The sequence below is a fragment of the Companilactobacillus nantensis DSM 16982 genome, from assembly GCF_001435815.1.
Taxonomy (GTDB): Bacteria; Bacillota; Bacilli; order Lactobacillales; family Lactobacillaceae; genus Companilactobacillus; species Companilactobacillus nantensis.
On record NZ_AZFV01000001.1, the window covers coordinates 15258 to 32571 of the forward strand.

Sequence of the window (17314 nt, forward strand, 5' to 3'; positions counted from 1 at the left end):
ATATTGCTGAGAGACGCATTCTATGAAACTTAAATGGGTACTTGCTCGTTTAATAAATGAACTTGGCCTTAAAATTCATAATCGAATATTTGAGTTAAAATTTGAAAAAACAGGGGCTATTTGTAAGAAATAACCCCTGTAAAACATTGACGTATCAGTGTGTAAAAATTACAATATATTTAAAGGGTCTATTTTTATAAATAACTTAAAAAGAGTCCCTACAAAGGAGTGCATATGAAACAGCTAGTTTTACCTATAAAAGACACCAACGTGCTGAATGAAGTTAAAAATACGCTTTTAAGGAACTTTAAATATGGCCGCCGAAACTATACAATTTTTCAAACTGGCAAAGCTACTCTCTTGCGAGTCTCAGATGTGATGTCTTTGAAATATCGTGACGTATTTGATGATTATGATGACCTCCGAAAAAATGCTTATATTCATGATAAAAAAACAGGTAAACCAAATACGCTCTATTTGCGTCCTATCAAACGAGATTTGTTATTGTACCAAGAATGGCGTTTAGAAAATCACGTGCAATCAGAATGGCTCTTCCCTTCAATGGAACGTCCGGATCGACATGTCTCAGAAAAACAGTTTTACAAGATTATGGCTAAAACTGGTGACTTGTTAAACATCAACTATTTAGGTACCCACACGATGAGAAAAACCGGGGCCTATCGTGTCTATATTCAATCCAACTATAATATTGCTTTGGTAATGCGACTATTGAATCATAGTAGCCAGCAAATGACTTTAGCATATTTAGGTTTGGATCAAGAGTCACGTGAACAAATGTTGGATCAAGTTGACTTCGGCTAAGATAATTTCAAAATTGAAGAAGCTCTCACAAGAAATAATCTTATTTCTTGTGAGAGCTTCTTAGTTTGAACTTTTCTAAATTTGATTGATTTCATTAGTTAGTTTCATCAATTTAGGAAATTTTTGATATTCGCCATTAGTAATCAATTGATTATTCAGTTGGTATCGCTTTGCCGACTTATCAAAAATCCAATACTCTTGTTCAACATTTACTGGAACATATTGTTTTAATTTATCCTTACGACCACCAAAATCTAATTTGCTTGGTTTTAAGTTGATGATTATATGTTTTCCTACGTTAGGAATAGGATAAGCTAATCTTTTTTCAAATACAGTAACATCTTTAAATTGTGGTTCTTGACTGTCGGGAGACATGTAATTATTTTTAGGTATCAAACCACCAGCGGTAAAGTATTTAACATTTTTACCAGCTAGTTTGTTATTGCCAGTTAATACCTTGTCCACATGAATGATAATTTTAGTTGTGGGCGTGATTGTCTGACTAGCTTCCTGCAAATTAAGGACTGTTGCTTTAATAATGGTCCCTTCACCCTTAACTAATGAAGCCGTTGGTATATCATTTTTAGGGAGTGTTTCAATGTATTTGCCCAATGTGTGTACCTCAGAGTTTGTGACTTTATTTTGCCATTGCTGCTTATTCTTTTGAATTTGGCTCTTTTTAGCCTCTGTATAATACGTTTCAGAATTATTTGCAGTGGAATTAGTGCAACCGACTAGTGTAAAGATAATAGAAGAAAGCAGAAATAATGTCAGAATTTTTTTCATAAGTATCCCTCCATAATGAAGCTTCCATATTACTATTATCATTACATAAAACAGGATACTTTTCATTCTAAAGGACAAAAAATACCCCCAAATCATATAAGAATTTGTGGGTATTACGTTTAATTTTGAACTAATTGATTTTGTTGAATCCAAGCATTGGTGCTAATACGATACATTTTAACGCCTGTCAATGGGTTTACCGCACGTCTGTCGACAATCCATTTACTATGCGCGTTAACTGTTTGGCCTGTATAGTGACCATTGTTATCGTAAATTCTTGCTTCAGTAGTTGCTGTAACACTGGCACCTGCTAGGAATGAAGCCCATGGTAGAGCATCATTAGCTGAAACAAAGCCGTTGGTACTTACATGATAGAAGTAATTACCATTAATAACAGCAATCATGTCAGAAATCCAATCGCTGTTTGGTGACAATGCCAAATCAGTTCTCTTGTTACCATAGCGGTCATAAAGTGGTGTAACAGCATTCTTAGTTGAAACCCCACCACGTAGATCAGCAGTCACGTAATTTTCACGGCTAGCGTAATCAGCGTTGGTCCGGCCTGCATCAGCAACATCATATTTTGAAACATTAGCATAATCGTTATTGTTAGTTAAGAAGTATGCATAAACATCACTAGGATCATACTTGCTATATGAAGCTTGATCATTACCCATTTCTTGTGAGAAGTAAACCATACCGTTGCTACCAACACTCAAACCGATACCTACATAATTAATATAAGGATTAAGCATGTTCTTTCTGTGACCGTAATTAGGTTCAGAATCATACATTTCAGCGTAAAATTCATGTGTAATCTTTTGAGCAATGGCGGTTGGGTCAGTTGTTCCAATCATTGAAAATGGCATTTGAGCGATATTTTCTTCAGCAGTCAAATTGTATGGTGCCATATTAGCTGAATTCCAGCCAGCATGATTATCAACACCGCCGGTACTTATGAATGAATCTGTTCTAATTTGAGCATAGTTGTTTAAGACACCGACTGAAGTCAATGGTTGCAAGCCATTTTGAGAACGCAAACGATTTAATTCAGAGAACATTGCTATTTTAACTGAAGCAATATCAATGTTCTTATAACTAGCTTGTGTTACTGCTGTATTAGCTGTTTCATCATTACTACTGTTTGATGAAGGAGTATTAACCGTCTTGTTAGGGTCAACACTGTCATTAGTAGCTGTAGCAACGTTGGAATCACCCGCATTATTTGTCGTTGTTACTGTTGAAGTGTTACTGTTAGCGTTTGCAGTTGCGTCAGCAAAAGCAATATTCCCTCCCAAACTGGTAGCAAGAAGTGCACTTGCAGCTACTAAAATAGCTGCTCTCTTAGTCTTAGAAAACATGATACTACTCCCCTTTTCATTGTGAAAATGATGATTACATATATTTTAACTCAATGGATGTATTAATAAAGAACTATTTATAATAAACATTTTATATTATTCCGGTAAATAAAGGAAACATTCCACTACCAAAATTATAACTTTCTTTGAGAGCGTTGGAAATAGATTTTTTTAATGCTCTGACAATTGTGAAATATGTCTATTCTAGAAAGTAAAAATCATTTACAAGATTATCGATTCAATCTTAATTTAGGTTAGAGTTTTCTCTAGGTACAGATACAACAAAAACACCCACTTGAAATCTCAAATAGGTGTTTTATTATCTCTAAATATATCAAAAAATTTCTTTATGATTTATCAAAATCACGAATCCAAGCTAATGCCAACGCCCCTTTTCCTAAGTGGGCACCGATTACTGGGCCAAAATAAGAACGTTCAAGTGTTGCATCTGGATATTTCTCATGAACTTCTTCTGCCCAACGGTCGCCTGATTCGGGATCGTCAGCATCTAAGACTAATAATCGTAATGGATAAGGACTGGCATCCATTGCGGCGTTCAATTTTTCTTCAGCCTTTAACTTGGCTTTTTTCATTGAACGAACCTTATCATATGCGACAATTTTATGTGATTCATTGTCAAATTCTAGTAAAGGTTTAATATTTAAGACAGTACCAATAACAGCTGAAGTATTTGATAAACGACCACCTTTAACCAAATTCTTTAGATCGTCAACGACAAAAGATTCACCGATTGATGAACGTAAGGCGTCTAGTCGATCAATGATTTCGTTAAGTGGTTTATCTGCTTGTGCCATCCGTGCGGCTTCTTGAGCTAAGTAGCCCATTAAGCGGACAGTAATATGAGAATCATAAACAACAACGTTAATATTCTCAATTGTTTGAGCAGCACTCTTAAGATTATTTACAAATCCCGAAATGGTACTTGCTAAATGAATTGAAATTACGGTATCATAGCCTTCTTTAGCCAGTTTATCGTATATCTTCATCATCGCACCAATCGAAGGTTGTGCTGTTGAAGGTAATTCTGGTGATTTTTGTAGTAAATCATAGAATTCGGATGTAGTAATATCGATGTCTTCACGATATGTTTTAGTATTAAATACTACCTCTATTGGCACAACTGTTATATTATATTTATCGACTGTTTCTTGTGGCAAATAAGATGTACTATCTGTTACAATGGCTATTTTCATAAATTTATCAATTCCTTGTTCAGTTACGTATAATGATTGTATAACCATTAGATTATATCATATTCACGCAATTTTATATTTGTTACAGAATAAAAGTTTCAGAAATTATCGTGTACTTTAAGAAAGGAAGTAAAATATGTCTTTTGATGGAATGTTTACCCATGCAATGGTAGACGAGTTAAATCAGCACCTGCGCGGTGGTCGTATCAGTAAAATTCAACAGCCATTCGCCAATGAATTGATTCTAACAGTTAGAAGTAACCGTAAGAATCGTCAATTACTTTTATCAGCTCATCCCTCTTATGCTAGAGTGCAAATCACTGAACAGCCTTTTGCAAATCCAGCTAAACCATCGACTTTCGTAATGTCACTACGCAAATACATTACGAGTGCAATTGTCGAAGATTTTAGACAGTTGAACAATGACCGAGTAGTTTCAATCGACCTCTCAGCTAAAAATGAATTAGGAGATATTCATAGCTATACCTTAGTTATCGAAATTATGGCACGCCATAGTAATATCTTCTTAATCAATAAGGAAACTGGTAAGATCATTGATCTAATCAAACGTGTTTCTCCAGAAAATAATAGTTTCCGTGGCTTATTACCAGGGGATGATTATAAATTACCGCCTGCACAAAATAAAATCAATCCATTTTCAACGAAAAATGAAAATCTTACAGGTATGTCTGCTGCCGATATTAGACAAAAGTATGAAGGTATTGGGTTAGACACTTCAGCTGAATTAGCTCAAGAAATTGCTCATGGCAAAACTTTGGATGATTTCATGCACCGTTATCAAGCTGAGATTCATCCCAATGCAGCGAATAACGATAAGCACAAACTAGGCTTTTTCCCAATAGCATTTACTAACACAACGACTGAAGTTAATGTCTATCCATCCCTCAGTGAATTGTTAGATAATTACTATCTAGATAAAGCTCGTCTTGATCGTATCGAACAACAAACAAAGAGTATTACCCACCGTTTAGGAATTATCTTGAAAAAGGATAAATCGAAGGTGAAAAAACTCAATCAACAGTTGAATGCAACCGACGTGATGAACAAGTACAATCTCTATGGCGAATTGTTGACTACTTATATGTCAAAGATTCAACATGGTTCAAGCTCGATTACTTTAACTAACTATTACAACAATGAAGAAGTGACAATCAAGTTAAATCCCGAGTACTCACCTTCACTTAATGCTCAAAGTTATTACAAGAAATATCGGAAGCTTCAAAATTCAATTCCCCATATTAAAGAGCAACTAGAAATTACAACGAATGAAGTTAATTACTTGGAATCAGTTCTAGCATCCCTTGAATATGTCGATATTGAAGATGTCGACGGGATTGTTGATGAATTGATTGATTCTGGCTATATTAAGAAAAAACGCAAGAACGCTCGTAAGAAACGGAAAAAGAAGATTGGCGAAGACTTTAAGACTACGACTGGCGTTGAAATTACCGTTGGTAAGAATAACTTGGAAAATGACCAATTAACGATGAAGTTATCACAAAAGAACCATTATTGGTTCCATGTTAAGGACATCCCTGGTTCCCATGTTATCTTAAAGACAAGTGATCCTGATGAACAATCAATTACCGAAGCTGCTACGATTGCTGCTTATTACTCGAAAGCACGTGATTCTAGTAAAGTTCCCGTTGATTATTTACAAATCAAACACATTCGTAAACCTAATGGTGCTAAACCTGGTTTTGTTATCTTTGAAGGTCAAAAGACAATTCTTGTTGACCCTGACCGAAAATTAGTTGCCGATTTAAAAGAGGATTAAAAAAAGTCACCTTAATTGGTGGCTTTTTTGTTTTCTTTCAGACGTAATTCTTTCAATTTAGCTTGAATCTCGTCTTTATCGAGTAATTTGTAACGTTTGTCATCAATCGTTAAGAGATACTTTTCATCGAAGTTATCAAAGACCTTCTCCAATGACAATCCTTCTTCGATTTTATTACCAAGTAACAATTTAACAAGCGTATCAATGACATGAACTGAACTAGCCAACTCGTGACGAATAATATCATTGGTCATCCCACGATATTTCTTCGTTACGAGCCAATGACCATTACTTTTGACCATTTCAAAGTTAAAGATGTCAACTTCAGTATCGTCTTCAAGTTCATGCGTAATCAATTCAGCAACCTCGGCCCGATCTTCAGCAGTCATAAAGTTATTGACCGAACTAATCTCATACATGTGATTGTCACGCTTACCACGATAAATGACTGACGGTGCCAAATAATTCGTACCATCACTAACAACCATTACACGTAAGGTCGTATCACCTTGTAATTCGATATTTTTAATTTCTTGAGCACTGAATTGGAAACCACGATTATCTTCCGTATCAACCAAATTCTTTGATAAATCAATAATCTTAATAACGTTCTCTTGTTTGATTAAATTAAGGCTCTTCATTTCCATATGTGGATCGTCAATCTCAACAACCTTCCGTCGCATTGACAATGGAGCATTCCAAGGTTCTCGACCAATAATGATTGGTTCCAGTCCATTTTGATCAATGGATTTAGCCAATTGGAACAAAACGAACTGGCGAATCATTATATCCGTCTTAGAAGTAATAATTGGTGTTCTAACCACAAATTTCTTCCGATCACTTAGTTCTAGTTCATTACTAATACCACTAGTTACAAAGTAGTTGTGGTTAATGTATTCATTGTTGGCGACTGAGACAGCTCGCTTATTCTTAACAACCGTCTTCGTGACGATATCTGGACTATCAAGTAATAATTTACTGTGACCGACGCCCTTAACACCCATCTCAACCATACGTTCAACATTTTTACCATCAATCTCACCTTCGCGAATGATTAAGCTATTATTGATGATATTTTGCAAAGCAGTTAAATATGGAATATTGACACCAGTGATCTCAGAAAGCACTGGCATTTCAAATTTACGACGTAATGCTTCTGACAAGACGTCTAATAACCAATTAGTTGGGTGAATGATTTTTTCAAATAATTCATCATCGTCTAGTTTACGTAATTCATTGTAACGGTCAAAGTTATTGTTGAGTTTATCGTTCAAAGCCCCCTTATTGAGGACTTCTTCAAGACTAAAGCCATTGACGACAATACTTGAATCCGATGTTTTACTAGGTCCTAAGTATTTTTGACCAGGAGTCTTCCATTGGGGAAAGCGTGATGTCAAATGGTCAACAAACGGCTCTGTTGCTCCGTTGAAATGATTCCCAGCATCTAGTTGCAACTTATCAAGATGATAACCTAAGCAAAGCTCGACCACTGCCGTAGCAATCGGATAACTTGTTGCATATTCCAAGAACTTAGTCTCTTCACTTAAACGAGGGATAAATTCGGTAATGTATGATTCCTTAGTCGTATGATTATAGGCAAAGTGAACCGTACAAATGCCAACTATGTTAAATGCTCGAGCCAATTTAATGGAATAGTTTCGTAATCGCTGTAACTTTGAATCATTTAAAGAAATAGCCGGTGATATCAAATTGGAATCCAAATGGTGAATACCGATTGGTTCAATATCTTCAATAGTTCCAATTAATGATGAATTATCATAACGATCACGTAAGATCGTAAATGAATATTCACTAAATCCACGAATACTACGTTCAATTTCAATCTTAGTATCCGAGACATCTTCGGTAGCCATAAAGTTATCTAGCTCAAACAAATTGTTAATATTTGTCCAACCACTTGAGTGTCGATTTGAGTATCGTCTTCGTGCAATGATTGGAAAACCAATCGAACGAATAAAACTATAAATCTCAGTTTCATCATCTGATGAAATAAACTTAATAACTGGTAAATTAGCCTTTGTTAGCTTTTTGATAAACAGTTCCCGCTTAAATGTTGCCAGTGAGGCCGAAAAACTAGCTCCTAAGACCTTTGTTCCACCAATCTTACCGTTGAGACTTGAAACGATACCTAAGGCGTTACGGTCCCCCACAGTCGGTAGAATCGCATCAGGATGATATTTCTGAACAAATTTTAAAACATTATCACCAGTGACCTTTTCGACAATCGTTTTATCGTAAAAAACACCAGATGATAGTAGTAATGTAGGATCTTCAACAATAATTGAAGTTTTATAACCTAATTGATGCAAAATATCGACAGTATCATATAGAGCGGTAGAGAGATCAACGTTTTTGTCACTACTAGTAGGACCAATAATTAAAATAGTATGTACATCATCTAATTCCATTGATTTCTAACTCCCTCTTGTTTCTTAACTGATTCTACCAAGTCGATAAATTCATCGAAGACGTAATAGCCATCGGTTGGACCTGGGGCTGCTTCTGGTTCAAAAAGCACACACATAATTGGTAAGTATTCATGACGAATACCTTCAATAGTTCCGTCAGCAACACAGACATTAGTAACAATAAAGTCTGACCCGCCAATGTATTTCTCATCTAATGTATAAGAATGGTTGTGGTTAACAAAATCGATTTTGCCACTGGCAACTTCCTTAACTGCTAATGATGATTCATGGTGTGGTTCTTTAAGTCTAATGATGCGACAATCGTTTGCCAAAGCAATCAATAAATTACCGAGGCCAATACCAAGTATTGGGTATCGCTTTTGTAAGGTCTGAATCGTTTTGATCGTATTAGGTAAATCCGTCGGATTACCTGGACCATTCGAGTAAATAATTCCATCTGGATGAAGATTTTCAATTTCCTCAGCTGTCGAATTATAATTTACGATGATTGAATTGCAATCACGATATGACAATTGTCTTAAAATTGAATACTTTAAGCCTAGATCAACAATGACAATTTTTAGTCCCATATTGGGATTTGGATATGATTGTCGAGTAGAGACCCGTTTAACAAGGTCTGGTGGCAAAACTAGCGCTTTGATTTGGTCCATAGCATGTTCATCATGGGTATCCATGATACTAGCCTTCATCTCACCATGTTCAGCGATATGTTTAGCCAATGCTCTGACATCAACATTTTTAATACCAGGAATACGTAAGCCAGTGATCCAATTTTCAAATGAGATTGAACCATCGACGGTTGATAGACTAGAAGAGCCAATCACGACTCCTTTACATTGTGAGTTGATTGATTCGTAAAAGTCACGGTTAATACCTGAGTTACCGACAGAAGGAATCGTAAACGCCAAAATCTGACCTTCAGTATCAGGGTCAGTGACGGATTGCTCAATTCCGGTACGATTATTTGATATTACCAACTGTCCTGTGGTAATGATAGAAGATCCGAACCCTTCACCAGGAAACACAGTTCCGTCTTCTAAAATTAAATAACGTTTCATCTAAAGCAACTCCCTCAAAATATTTATTCGATTTCGATTTTGTCCTCGCCATCGATTTCTTTCATTGATACCTTGATTTTTTCTTTTTGAGAAGTTGGAATATTCTTACCAACAAAATCGGCACGAATTGGTAGTTCACGGTGGCCACGGTCAACTAATACAGCCAAAGAGATCTTCTTAGGACGGCCAACACTCATCAAGGCATCCATAGCAGCACGAATCGTTCTACCAGTATAGAGAACATCGTCAGTTAAAATTACATGTTTATTATTTATATCAATATCTAATGGTTCCGCTTTAATTGAAGAAAGATCAGTTTCCTCATGCGTTTGGTCATCCCGATAAGGTGTGATATCTAATTCAGCAACGGGAATGCTGATGTTTTCTAATTGCTTTAATCTTGATTCTATACGGTGCGCAACATAAACACCACGTGTTTTAATTCCAACAAGAACCAAGTCATCGATACCTTTGTTTCTTTCAATAATTTCATAAGTGATTCGGGTCAATGCACGAGTCATCGTTTGACCGTCAATAATTTCTTTAGCCATAAATTTCCCTACTTTCAAAAAAGCACTCACAAAGTGAGTGCTTTACTTTTTTTATAATCGCACACAATTCTATTTTTAGATTATAGCACGACGTTACGGCTGTCAACGTCGTAATTGCGCTAGTGTATCTAAGAATATCTTTGGTGGCTCAATTGAAAATTCCATCCATTTGTTAGTACGAGGATGAACGAAGCCTAAGGTCTCAGCATGCAAGAATTGGCCCTTACCAGGTAAGGTATTCTTAGGTCCATATAAAGGATCGCCCGCAACTGGGTGACCTATGTACTGCATATGGACTCTGATTTGATGTGTTCGACCTGTTTCTAGCTTTAATTTTAAAAGTGAATAGTTTTCAAATTGTTCCAAAACGGTAAAGTGTGTCACTGCGTTACGGCCATCTTCAACAACCGCTTGTTTCTTGCGGTCAACTTTCGAACGGCCTAGTGGCGCATTGATCTTACCAGTTTTTTCCTTGAAATTACCATGAACGATGGCTAAGTATTCACGAAGATTACTTTTTTCCTTCAATTGTTTCATCAATGATTGTTTAGCTAAGTTGTTCTTAGCAATCATCAATAAACCAGAAGTATCTTTATCAATTCGGTGAACGATTCCTGGGCGGATAACATCGTCGTCATTGATTTGGCAATGGTACAAAATTGCATTGACCAAAGTTTTGTCGGGATGTCCCGCAGCTGGATGAACGACCATCCCTTGAGGCTTGTTGACAACAATAACATCATCATCTTCATAAACGACCTCAATCGGGATGTTTTCTGGAACAGCCTTAATTGGTTCTTCTTCAGGCACATTGACCAAAATTTTATCACCAGCAGTCAATTTGGAACCATTTTTACTAACGGGTTGATTATTGACTAAGACATTACCATCTTTGATAAATTTTTGAAGTTGAGAACGAGTCAAATCAGCGATTTGGTCATTCAAAAAAGCATCTAAACGAGCCTTTTTCGGTTCGTTATATTCTAAGTTATAGGACTTACTAATTATTTTTCTCACCTGCTACTTGGATAATCAGTGACACCACAATCAAGATCACTCCGACTGTAATATAAGTGTCAGCTAAATTAAAGATTGGAAAGTTGATAAAGTCGAGGTTAAACATATCGACCACAAAATGTCTTGTAAAACGATCAATGGCATTACCAACTGTCCCTGCTAATAAGAATATCAAAGAAAATCGATAAAGATAATCTTTTTTATCCGCTTTAACAAATAAATATACTAACACGATTACCGCAATAATTGTAACAAGATAGAAGAAAAGCATTTTCCCTTCAAGCATACTCCACGCTGCACCAGTATTTGTGATGTGCGTCAGCGATAAAACTCCGGGAATAAAATCATGAACTGTCATTGGTGCAATATTGTTTGTCACAAAATACTTGAGACTTTGATCACCAGCGACTAGGACTGCAAAAAGCAGCCAATAAATCAACTGCACTAGAATAAGCCTCCAATAGTTCCTTCGTTATCGACATCCATGCCTAAAGCGGCCGGTTTCTTTGGAAGTCCTGGCATTGTCATCACGTTACCTGTTAAGACGACGACAAACCCTGCCCCCAACTTAGGTACGATATCTGTGACATGTAAAGTAAAGTCACGTGGTGAACCAAGTTGTTTAGGATCATCACTTAGTGAATATTGTGTCTTAGCGATACAGACTGGTAAATCATCCCAAGCTTGATCTTTCAAAATTTGAAGTTGTTTACGAGCTTTGGCACTGTATTCAACGTTGTTAGCACCATAGATTTCGGAAGCAATTGTAGCAATCTTAGCTTCAGTTGTTTCTTCATCTTCATAAAGACGTGTGTAGTTAGCTTCTTTTTCAGTAGCCTTGATAACGGCCTTAGCTAAAGCTTGACCACCTTTACTACCCTTGTGGTGAATTTCAGCTAATTCAACATCAACTCCGACCTCATCACAAAGTGTTCTTAATAATTGAATTTCATTAGCAGTATCAGTTTCGAATTCATTGATACCGACAACAACAGGAATATGGTAGTAACGCATGTTTTGAATATGACGTTTCAAGTTCTTAAAGCCGAGATTTAAAGCATTCAAATCTTCATTCTTAATATCATCAAGCTTTTGACCGCCGTTGTACTTCAAAGCACGAACAGTTGCCACGATAACAATCGCATTAGGTGCATGGTTAAGTCTTGGTGTAACGATATCTAAGAACTTTTCACCACCAAGGTCAGCACCGAAACCAGCTTCAGTAACAGCATAGTCACCTAACTTCATAGCTAACTTAGTAGCTAAAATACTGTTACATCCATGGGCAATATTAGCAAATGGACCACCGTGGATAATAGCTGGTGTATTTTCGAGTGTTTGTACCAAGTTAGGCTTCAAAGCATCCTTCAATAAGACAGTGATAGCACCTTCGACATGTAAATCACGGACAAAGATAGGCTTCTTGTCATATGTATAAGCAATTAAGATACTTGAAATACGTTCCTTTAGATCGTCGATATCTTGTGCTAAACAAAGAACAGCCATCAATTCACTAGCAACTGTAATTTCGAAATGATCTTCACGTGGTACAGAACTGAACGGACCACCGAGTCCAATAACAATGTTTCTCAAAGAACGGTCGTTAATATCTAAAGCACGTTTCCAAACAATTCTTCTTGGATCAATGTTTAAGTCGTTACCTTGGTGAACGTGGTTATCAATCAAGGCAGCTAAAGTATTAACGGCACTAGTCAAGGCATGCATATCACCGGTAAAGTGCAAATTGATATCTTCCATTGGAACAACTTGAGCGTAACCACCACCAGTGGCACCACCCTTCATTCCCATAACGGGGCCTAATGATGGCTCACGAAGTGCTAAGACAGTCTTCTTACCAAGTGATTGTAAAGAATCTGCTAAACCGATAGCCACGGTTGATTTACCTTCACCAGCAGGAGTTGGGTTGATTGATGTAACAAGAATTAATTTCCCATCATCCTTCTCCATACTTTTAACAATGCTGCGACCAGAAAATTTTGCTTTGTAATGACCATAAGGTTCAATATCATCGGATGTTAAACCAATCTTACTAGCAATTTCGTTAATATTTTTCATCTTGTCATGCTCATTAATTTGAGCGATTTCGATATCACTTGGAAATGACATTGCTTTCACCTGCTTCTTTTTTAATTATATTTAAAATTCCCTTTGTAGAAGTAATCCTAAATGGGAAGAAATCGCGATTATTAAAATCGAATTCCATAGTCCATTTACTATTCTCTTTAATATTTACATCGGCGTGCTTAAAAGTCCGCGTTTTGTAATATGGTTCTTTGATGATTACTTGATCTGCTGTTATGCTAACCCATGAGTTAGTTATAATGTAGAAGACGTAAATGGCATCAATGATCCAAATTAAAAAAGGAATAAAACTGAGCGCCATGATCTCTAATTGCAAAATGATTCCCAAACATGCGAGACTCAATGCAATCGACCACATGATAATTCCCCATGCGCCAGTTGGTTGAACGAAACGTTTCTTTGACATAATTTCTCCTGAAAGGTTCTAAATAATATGATTAAATTGTACACCGACGCTGGATTAAATACTAATCTAAATCTTGGTGTAGTAGCCTTCGTTATAAGGTTTAATGAAAAAACTTATAAAGAGGCACTCCATCAGGATAACACCGATAACCACTACTTGGAATTTTTGGCACTAAAACTTGCTCTACAAAAGATTATAAACGAACACTGGAATAATGAGATAGTTTTAATCCATTCAGATAGCCAAATTGTCATTGACAGCCTTGATAAAAATTATTCCAAGCATTATCAACCGATATTAGATGACATTTTAAAATTATTGCAACAATTTCCGGGATATTTTGCTAAACACATTGCTGACAAGGATAATGGGGCTGCCCATGCTCTCGTTCATCAAAAAATGTTAAATATTCGCAAACATGGTGATAAATAGTTTCTGATTTTCACAAACTGTGCTACTATAAAAACGTTTTCAATTCAATGAGGGGGTATTCCTTATGTACTATGTTGTGATGAAAGACCGCGATATTCGTGATAACCTGGCTACCGAACAATATTTGATGAATAATGTGAAATTTGATGAGCCTTTAGTGCTTTTTTACATTGAAAAACCATGTATAATCGTCGGTCGGAACCAAAATACGATTGAAGAAATTAATAGTGATTATATCAAGGATAATAATATTACCGTAACTCGCCGTATTTCCGGTGGTGGTGCTGTCTACCAAGACCTTGGTAATCTATGCTTTAGTTTTGTAGTTGATTCTGATGATAAGAACTTTGGTGACTTCAAGTCATTTACCCAACCAATCATCGATGCTTTGCATCAAATGGGCGCTACAACAGCTGAAGTTTCTGGTCGTAATGATTTACTAGTTGATGGCAAGAAGTTCTCTGGTAACGCTATGTACTCAAGAAATGGCAAGACATTCTCTCATGGAACTTTATCTTTGGATGTGGACTTAGATGTTTTGACAAAAGCCCTACACGTTTCAAAAGATAAGATCGCTTCAAAGGGTATCAAGTCCATCAGAAGCCGTGTAACTAACTTACGTCCTTATTTAGCACCTGAATATCAAGATTTAACGACGGAACAATTCCGTGACAAATTGTTATTGGAACTCTTCCATGCTAACAGTCTTGATGAAATCAAGGATCAAGAATATGTTGTTTCAGCTAATCAACAAAAAGAAATTGATAAGATCAAGGAACAATATTATTACAATTGGGACTGGGTTTATGGTAAATCCCCTGCTTTCACTGCTAAGCAAAGAAAACACTTTGACATGGGTACTGTCGATGTTCGTTACAATATTGTCGGTGGTAAAGTTGAAAACGTGGAAATTTACGGTGATTTCTTCGGTATGAAAGATGTTAATGATATTAAACAAAAATTAGTGAATGTTAAATTTGATCGAGATGAAATTTTAAAAGTTCTCAGTCAATTTAATTTGGATGATTACTTTAAGGGTATTCCCGAGGAAGACTTGGGCAAGTTATTCACTCCTTAAACAAAACACCTCAATTAAAACATATCAAAAAATGAGCCGAGAAAATTTGTTCTCGACCCATTTTTTATTTTTGGTATGATTATCCTTATTGAGGAGAAAAAAATGATTAATGAAATAATATTAAATCAAGGCATTCAACTAATTGATGTTCACTCAACTGACGATTTGAATGATGCCGACCGTGCAACTTTAATTGAAAAATACGCCTTAACAAATGAAATTTTAGATTATGCTGATGATGAAAATGAACGTGCCCGCTTTGAATATGACGAATTAAACGATACTTACTTGATCGTTTATAACGTTCAAAATGAAAATAACCAAACACCAGACATGTCACAACGAGTTTTGCCAGTTTCCTTTGCAATTAAGGGGCAACAACTATTCCTATTCACTAATGATGCAACCCACTATTTAAAAGATTATTTATTGTCAGCTAAAAATCATCTGAAGATTGAGGCACAGAAGGAAATTTGGGAGTTTATCTTTAATACTCTGGATCAAATTTCAAGCGATTATAGTGACCAGATCAGTGAGGCTGACGTTCAACGCAATCACATTCAAGCTTTAATCAAGAAACACCATTCTTCTGAAAATCAAATTTTGGAACTGGCCGACTTAGAAGATTTAACGACTTACCTAAATACTGCCATTAACGGTAATTTGACTGTTATTAAGCAATTAGATCTCATCTCGTCAGGAAATGTTCAAGATTTACATCTCAGTAAAACGGCTCGCGAACATTTACACGATTCTTTGATTGAAATTGAACAAATTAAAAATCAAGTTGATTTAACTTCTGATATCATTGATCGAATTTCTAACACGTACAATAATATTTTGAATAATAGAACAAATACGACCATGAAAGTACTGACAATTTACACAATTGTTCTCAGTATTCCCACGATCGTATCAGGTTTTTATGGGATGAATATGAAATTGCCAGTTGCTGACCAAGGCTGGTCATGGGTCTTTTCATTAATCATCACAGTAGTTATTATTTTAATTATTCTTTGGGATTTGCACCGTCGTGATAGTCTCTAGTGTTTATTAGCCCAGTATTGATAAAGGTCAGTTCTTAAAGAACCATTATACAATTTACGTTTCTTAGTAGCTTTTGAACCGTAATATTGTTCAAATTCAGTATCACTAGTCAAAATATATTTATTCCAAGTGGGAGCGGTCGCAAAGACTTCTCCCATTTCTTTATACAATTTACGAACGTTTTCCATATCACTCATACGTTGACCATAAGGAGGGTTAGTAATAATTGTTCCGTACTCCCCTTCAATCTTCAAATCCTTAACAGCCACTTGCTTGAAATGAATGTCATGTAAAACACCAGCATCATGGGCATTCAATTTAGCAACATCAATCATTGAGCCATCGATATCACTAGCAAAAATATCTAAGTCAATATCTTTAACGCCAGCTTTAGCTTCTTCTTTCAAGTTAGCGAGAATCTTGTCATCAAACCAGTCAAAATTTTCAAACAAGAAATGACGTTGGATACCAGGAGCAATATTTTTAGCCATTCGTGCAGCTTCAATTGCAATTGTTCCAGAACCAGTTGTTGGGTCCATAAATGGATCTTCTTCAGGATGCCAAACGGTAAGTAAAATCATAGCAGCCGCAAAGTTTTCCTTCAATGGAGCAGCACCGTGTTCAATACGGTAACCACGTTTATAAAGTGATTCACCAGTTGTATCAAGCGTTACTTCAACAACGTCTTTATGGATTCTAGTTTCAATTTGGAATTTAGCACCGGTTTCTGGTAAACGGCCACGACGCATGAAGACGTCAGCCATCTTGTTAACGATAGCTTTCTTAGTAATAGCTTGAATATCACGTTCAGAATGCAATTGTGACTTAACAGTTCTAGCCTTAATTGGGAAAGCTGCATTTAAAGGTAACCAGTTATCCCATTCAATGGCATAAACCTTATCGAATAGTTCTTCAAAAGTTGTAGCTTTAAAAGAATCAATCAAAATTTTAATTCGATCGGCACTGCGTAACCATAAATTAGCTTTGGCAATATCTTCATATTCACCTTCAAAATAAACCTTGCCGTTTTCGGTTTTAGTTTCATAGCCTAAGTTTTGTAATTCTTTAGCGGTTATAGATTCAAAACCACTTGACATCGTTGCAATTAATTTCATATTGCTCCTCTATTGTTTTAAAATTTTTATATATTTTGACTTATTAAGAATAATTATTCGGACAGCTTGATAGTTA

Annotated in this window: 16 protein-coding genes; 5 read left to right on the top strand and 11 right to left on the bottom strand. The window is 36.0% G+C overall.

What is annotated here, in order from left to right; all coding sequences use genetic code 11:
* Positions 1-234 precede the first annotated feature (234 nt).
* On the top strand, positions 235-822 hold the full coding sequence (locus tag FD31_RS00075) for a site-specific integrase (protein WP_057890726.1): 588 nt from the start codon (positions 235-237) through the stop codon (positions 820-822).
* Positions 823-897: 75 nt separating this feature from the next.
* Here the strand turns inward: FD31_RS00075 and FD31_RS00080 are convergent, their stop codons facing one another.
* From FD31_RS00080 to FD31_RS00090, 3 genes are all read right to left on the bottom strand, one after another.
* Positions 898-1608: a hypothetical protein gene (locus FD31_RS00080; protein WP_057890727.1), complete on the bottom strand. Its 711-nt coding sequence runs from the start codon at positions 1606-1608 to the stop codon at positions 898-900.
* A gap of 119 nt (positions 1609-1727) precedes the next feature.
* Entirely contained in the window at positions 1728-2969 is a 1242-nt protein-coding gene (locus tag FD31_RS00085; RefSeq protein ID WP_057890728.1) for a CAP domain-containing protein, read from the bottom strand.
* A gap of 347 nt (positions 2970-3316) precedes the next feature.
* The gene (locus FD31_RS00090; RefSeq protein WP_057890892.1) at positions 3317-4183 is read right to left on the bottom strand and encodes a DegV family protein; all 867 of its coding nucleotides are present in this window, start codon (positions 4181-4183) and stop codon (positions 3317-3319) included.
* A gap of 136 nt (positions 4184-4319) precedes the next feature.
* Here FD31_RS00090 and FD31_RS00095 point away from each other — a divergent pair, with 136 nt between their 5' ends.
* The gene (locus FD31_RS00095; protein ID WP_057890729.1) at positions 4320-5981 is read left to right on the top strand and encodes an Rqc2 family fibronectin-binding protein; all 1662 of its coding nucleotides are present in this window, start codon (positions 4320-4322) and stop codon (positions 5979-5981) included.
* An 11-nt stretch (positions 5982-5992) separates the two neighbouring features.
* On the opposite strand, the gene FD31_RS00100 is transcribed toward FD31_RS00095, so the two are convergent.
* The 7 genes from FD31_RS00100 to FD31_RS00130 form a co-directional block, all read right to left on the bottom strand.
* Positions 5993-8410, bottom strand: coding sequence for an ATP-binding protein (locus tag FD31_RS00100; protein WP_057890730.1), 2418 nt, complete (start codon positions 8408-8410; stop codon positions 5993-5995).
* Positions 8401-9489, bottom strand: coding sequence for a carbamoyl phosphate synthase small subunit (locus FD31_RS00105; protein ID WP_057890731.1), 1089 nt, complete (start codon positions 9487-9489; stop codon positions 8401-8403). The genes FD31_RS00100 and FD31_RS00105 overlap by 10 nt, the downstream gene beginning before the upstream one ends.
* Before the next feature lie 23 nt (positions 9490-9512).
* Positions 9513-10040, bottom strand: a complete 528-nt coding sequence (pyrR, locus tag FD31_RS00110) for a bifunctional pyr operon transcriptional regulator/uracil phosphoribosyltransferase PyrR (RefSeq protein ID WP_057890732.1) — start codon at positions 10038-10040, stop codon at positions 9513-9515.
* A 102-nt stretch (positions 10041-10142) separates the two neighbouring features.
* The gene (locus FD31_RS00115) at positions 10143-11045 is read right to left on the bottom strand and encodes an RluA family pseudouridine synthase (RefSeq protein WP_057890893.1); all 903 of its coding nucleotides are present in this window, start codon (positions 11043-11045) and stop codon (positions 10143-10145) included.
* Positions 11041-11502, bottom strand: coding sequence for a signal peptidase II (lspA, locus tag FD31_RS00120; protein WP_083483531.1), 462 nt, complete (start codon positions 11500-11502; stop codon positions 11041-11043). The genes FD31_RS00115 and lspA overlap by 5 nt, the downstream gene beginning before the upstream one ends.
* A complete protein-coding gene (locus tag FD31_RS00125) occupies positions 11502-13184 on the bottom strand; it encodes a formate--tetrahydrofolate ligase (RefSeq protein ID WP_057890733.1) in 1683 nt (560 codons plus the stop codon). Before FD31_RS00125 ends, lspA begins: the two co-directional genes overlap by 1 nt.
* A complete protein-coding gene (locus FD31_RS00130; RefSeq protein WP_057890734.1) occupies positions 13168-13566 on the bottom strand; it encodes an EbsA family protein in 399 nt (132 codons plus the stop codon). Before FD31_RS00130 ends, FD31_RS00125 begins: the two co-directional genes overlap by 17 nt.
* 27 nt (positions 13567-13593) lie before the next feature.
* Between FD31_RS00130 and FD31_RS00135 the strand changes: the two genes are divergently transcribed.
* The 3 genes from FD31_RS00135 (at position 13594) to FD31_RS00145 (ending at position 16123) form a co-directional block, all read left to right on the top strand.
* Entirely contained in the window at positions 13594-13998 is a 405-nt protein-coding gene (locus tag FD31_RS00135) for a reverse transcriptase-like protein (RefSeq protein ID WP_057890735.1), read from the top strand.
* Between the two features lie 64 nt (positions 13999-14062).
* Positions 14063-15076 carry a lipoate--protein ligase gene (locus FD31_RS00140; protein WP_057890736.1) on the top strand — a complete coding sequence of 338 codons (1014 nt, stop codon included), beginning with the start codon at positions 14063-14065 and terminating at the stop codon, positions 15074-15076.
* A 102-nt stretch (positions 15077-15178) separates the two neighbouring features.
* Positions 15179-16123, top strand: a complete 945-nt coding sequence (locus tag FD31_RS00145) for a magnesium transporter CorA family protein (protein WP_057890737.1) — start codon at positions 15179-15181, stop codon at positions 16121-16123.
* Here FD31_RS00145 and FD31_RS00150 read toward each other — a convergent pair.
* Positions 16120-17238: a THUMP domain-containing class I SAM-dependent RNA methyltransferase gene (locus FD31_RS00150; protein WP_057890738.1), complete on the bottom strand. Its 1119-nt coding sequence runs from the start codon at positions 17236-17238 to the stop codon at positions 16120-16122. The genes FD31_RS00145 and FD31_RS00150 overlap by 4 nt on opposite strands.
* Between the last annotated feature and the right edge of the window lie 76 nt (positions 17239-17314).

What these genes read in the sequence shown, in the direction of transcription:
- FD31_RS00105 (WP_057890731.1), bottom strand. Translation starts at nt 9,489, where the DNA reads ATGAAACGTTATTTAATTTTAGAAGACGGAACTGTGTTTCCTGGTGAA.
- FD31_RS00140 (WP_057890736.1), top strand. Translation starts at nt 14,063, where the DNA reads ATGTACTATGTTGTGATGAAAGACCGCGATATTCGTGATAACCTGGCT.
- FD31_RS00135 (WP_057890735.1), top strand. Translation starts at nt 13,594, where the DNA reads ATGATTAAATTGTACACCGACGCTGGATTAAATACTAATCTAAATCTT.
- FD31_RS00095 (WP_057890729.1), top strand. Translation starts at nt 4,320, where the DNA reads ATGTCTTTTGATGGAATGTTTACCCATGCAATGGTAGACGAGTTAAAT.
- pyrR (WP_057890732.1), bottom strand. Translation starts at nt 10,040, where the DNA reads ATGGCTAAAGAAATTATTGACGGTCAAACGATGACTCGTGCATTGACC.
- FD31_RS00150 (WP_057890738.1), bottom strand. Translation starts at nt 17,238, where the DNA reads ATGAAATTAATTGCAACGATGTCAAGTGGTTTTGAATCTATAACCGCT.
- FD31_RS00075 (WP_057890726.1), top strand. Translation starts at nt 235, where the DNA reads ATGAAACAGCTAGTTTTACCTATAAAAGACACCAACGTGCTGAATGAA.
- FD31_RS00090 (WP_057890892.1), bottom strand. Translation starts at nt 4,183, where the DNA reads ATGAAAATAGCCATTGTAACAGATAGTACATCTTATTTGCCACAAGAA.
- FD31_RS00125 (WP_057890733.1), bottom strand. Translation starts at nt 13,184, where the DNA reads ATGTCATTTCCAAGTGATATCGAAATCGCTCAAATTAATGAGCATGAC.
- FD31_RS00080 (WP_057890727.1), bottom strand. Translation starts at nt 1,608, where the DNA reads ATGAAAAAAATTCTGACATTATTTCTGCTTTCTTCTATTATCTTTACA.
- FD31_RS00130 (WP_057890734.1), bottom strand. Translation starts at nt 13,566, where the DNA reads ATGTCAAAGAAACGTTTCGTTCAACCAACTGGCGCATGGGGAATTATC.
- FD31_RS00085 (WP_057890728.1), bottom strand. Translation starts at nt 2,969, where the DNA reads ATGTTTTCTAAGACTAAGAGAGCAGCTATTTTAGTAGCTGCAAGTGCA.
- FD31_RS00145 (WP_057890737.1), top strand. Translation starts at nt 15,179, where the DNA reads ATGATTAATGAAATAATATTAAATCAAGGCATTCAACTAATTGATGTT.
- FD31_RS00100 (WP_057890730.1), bottom strand. Translation starts at nt 8,410, where the DNA reads ATGGAATTAGATGATGTACATACTATTTTAATTATTGGTCCTACTAGT.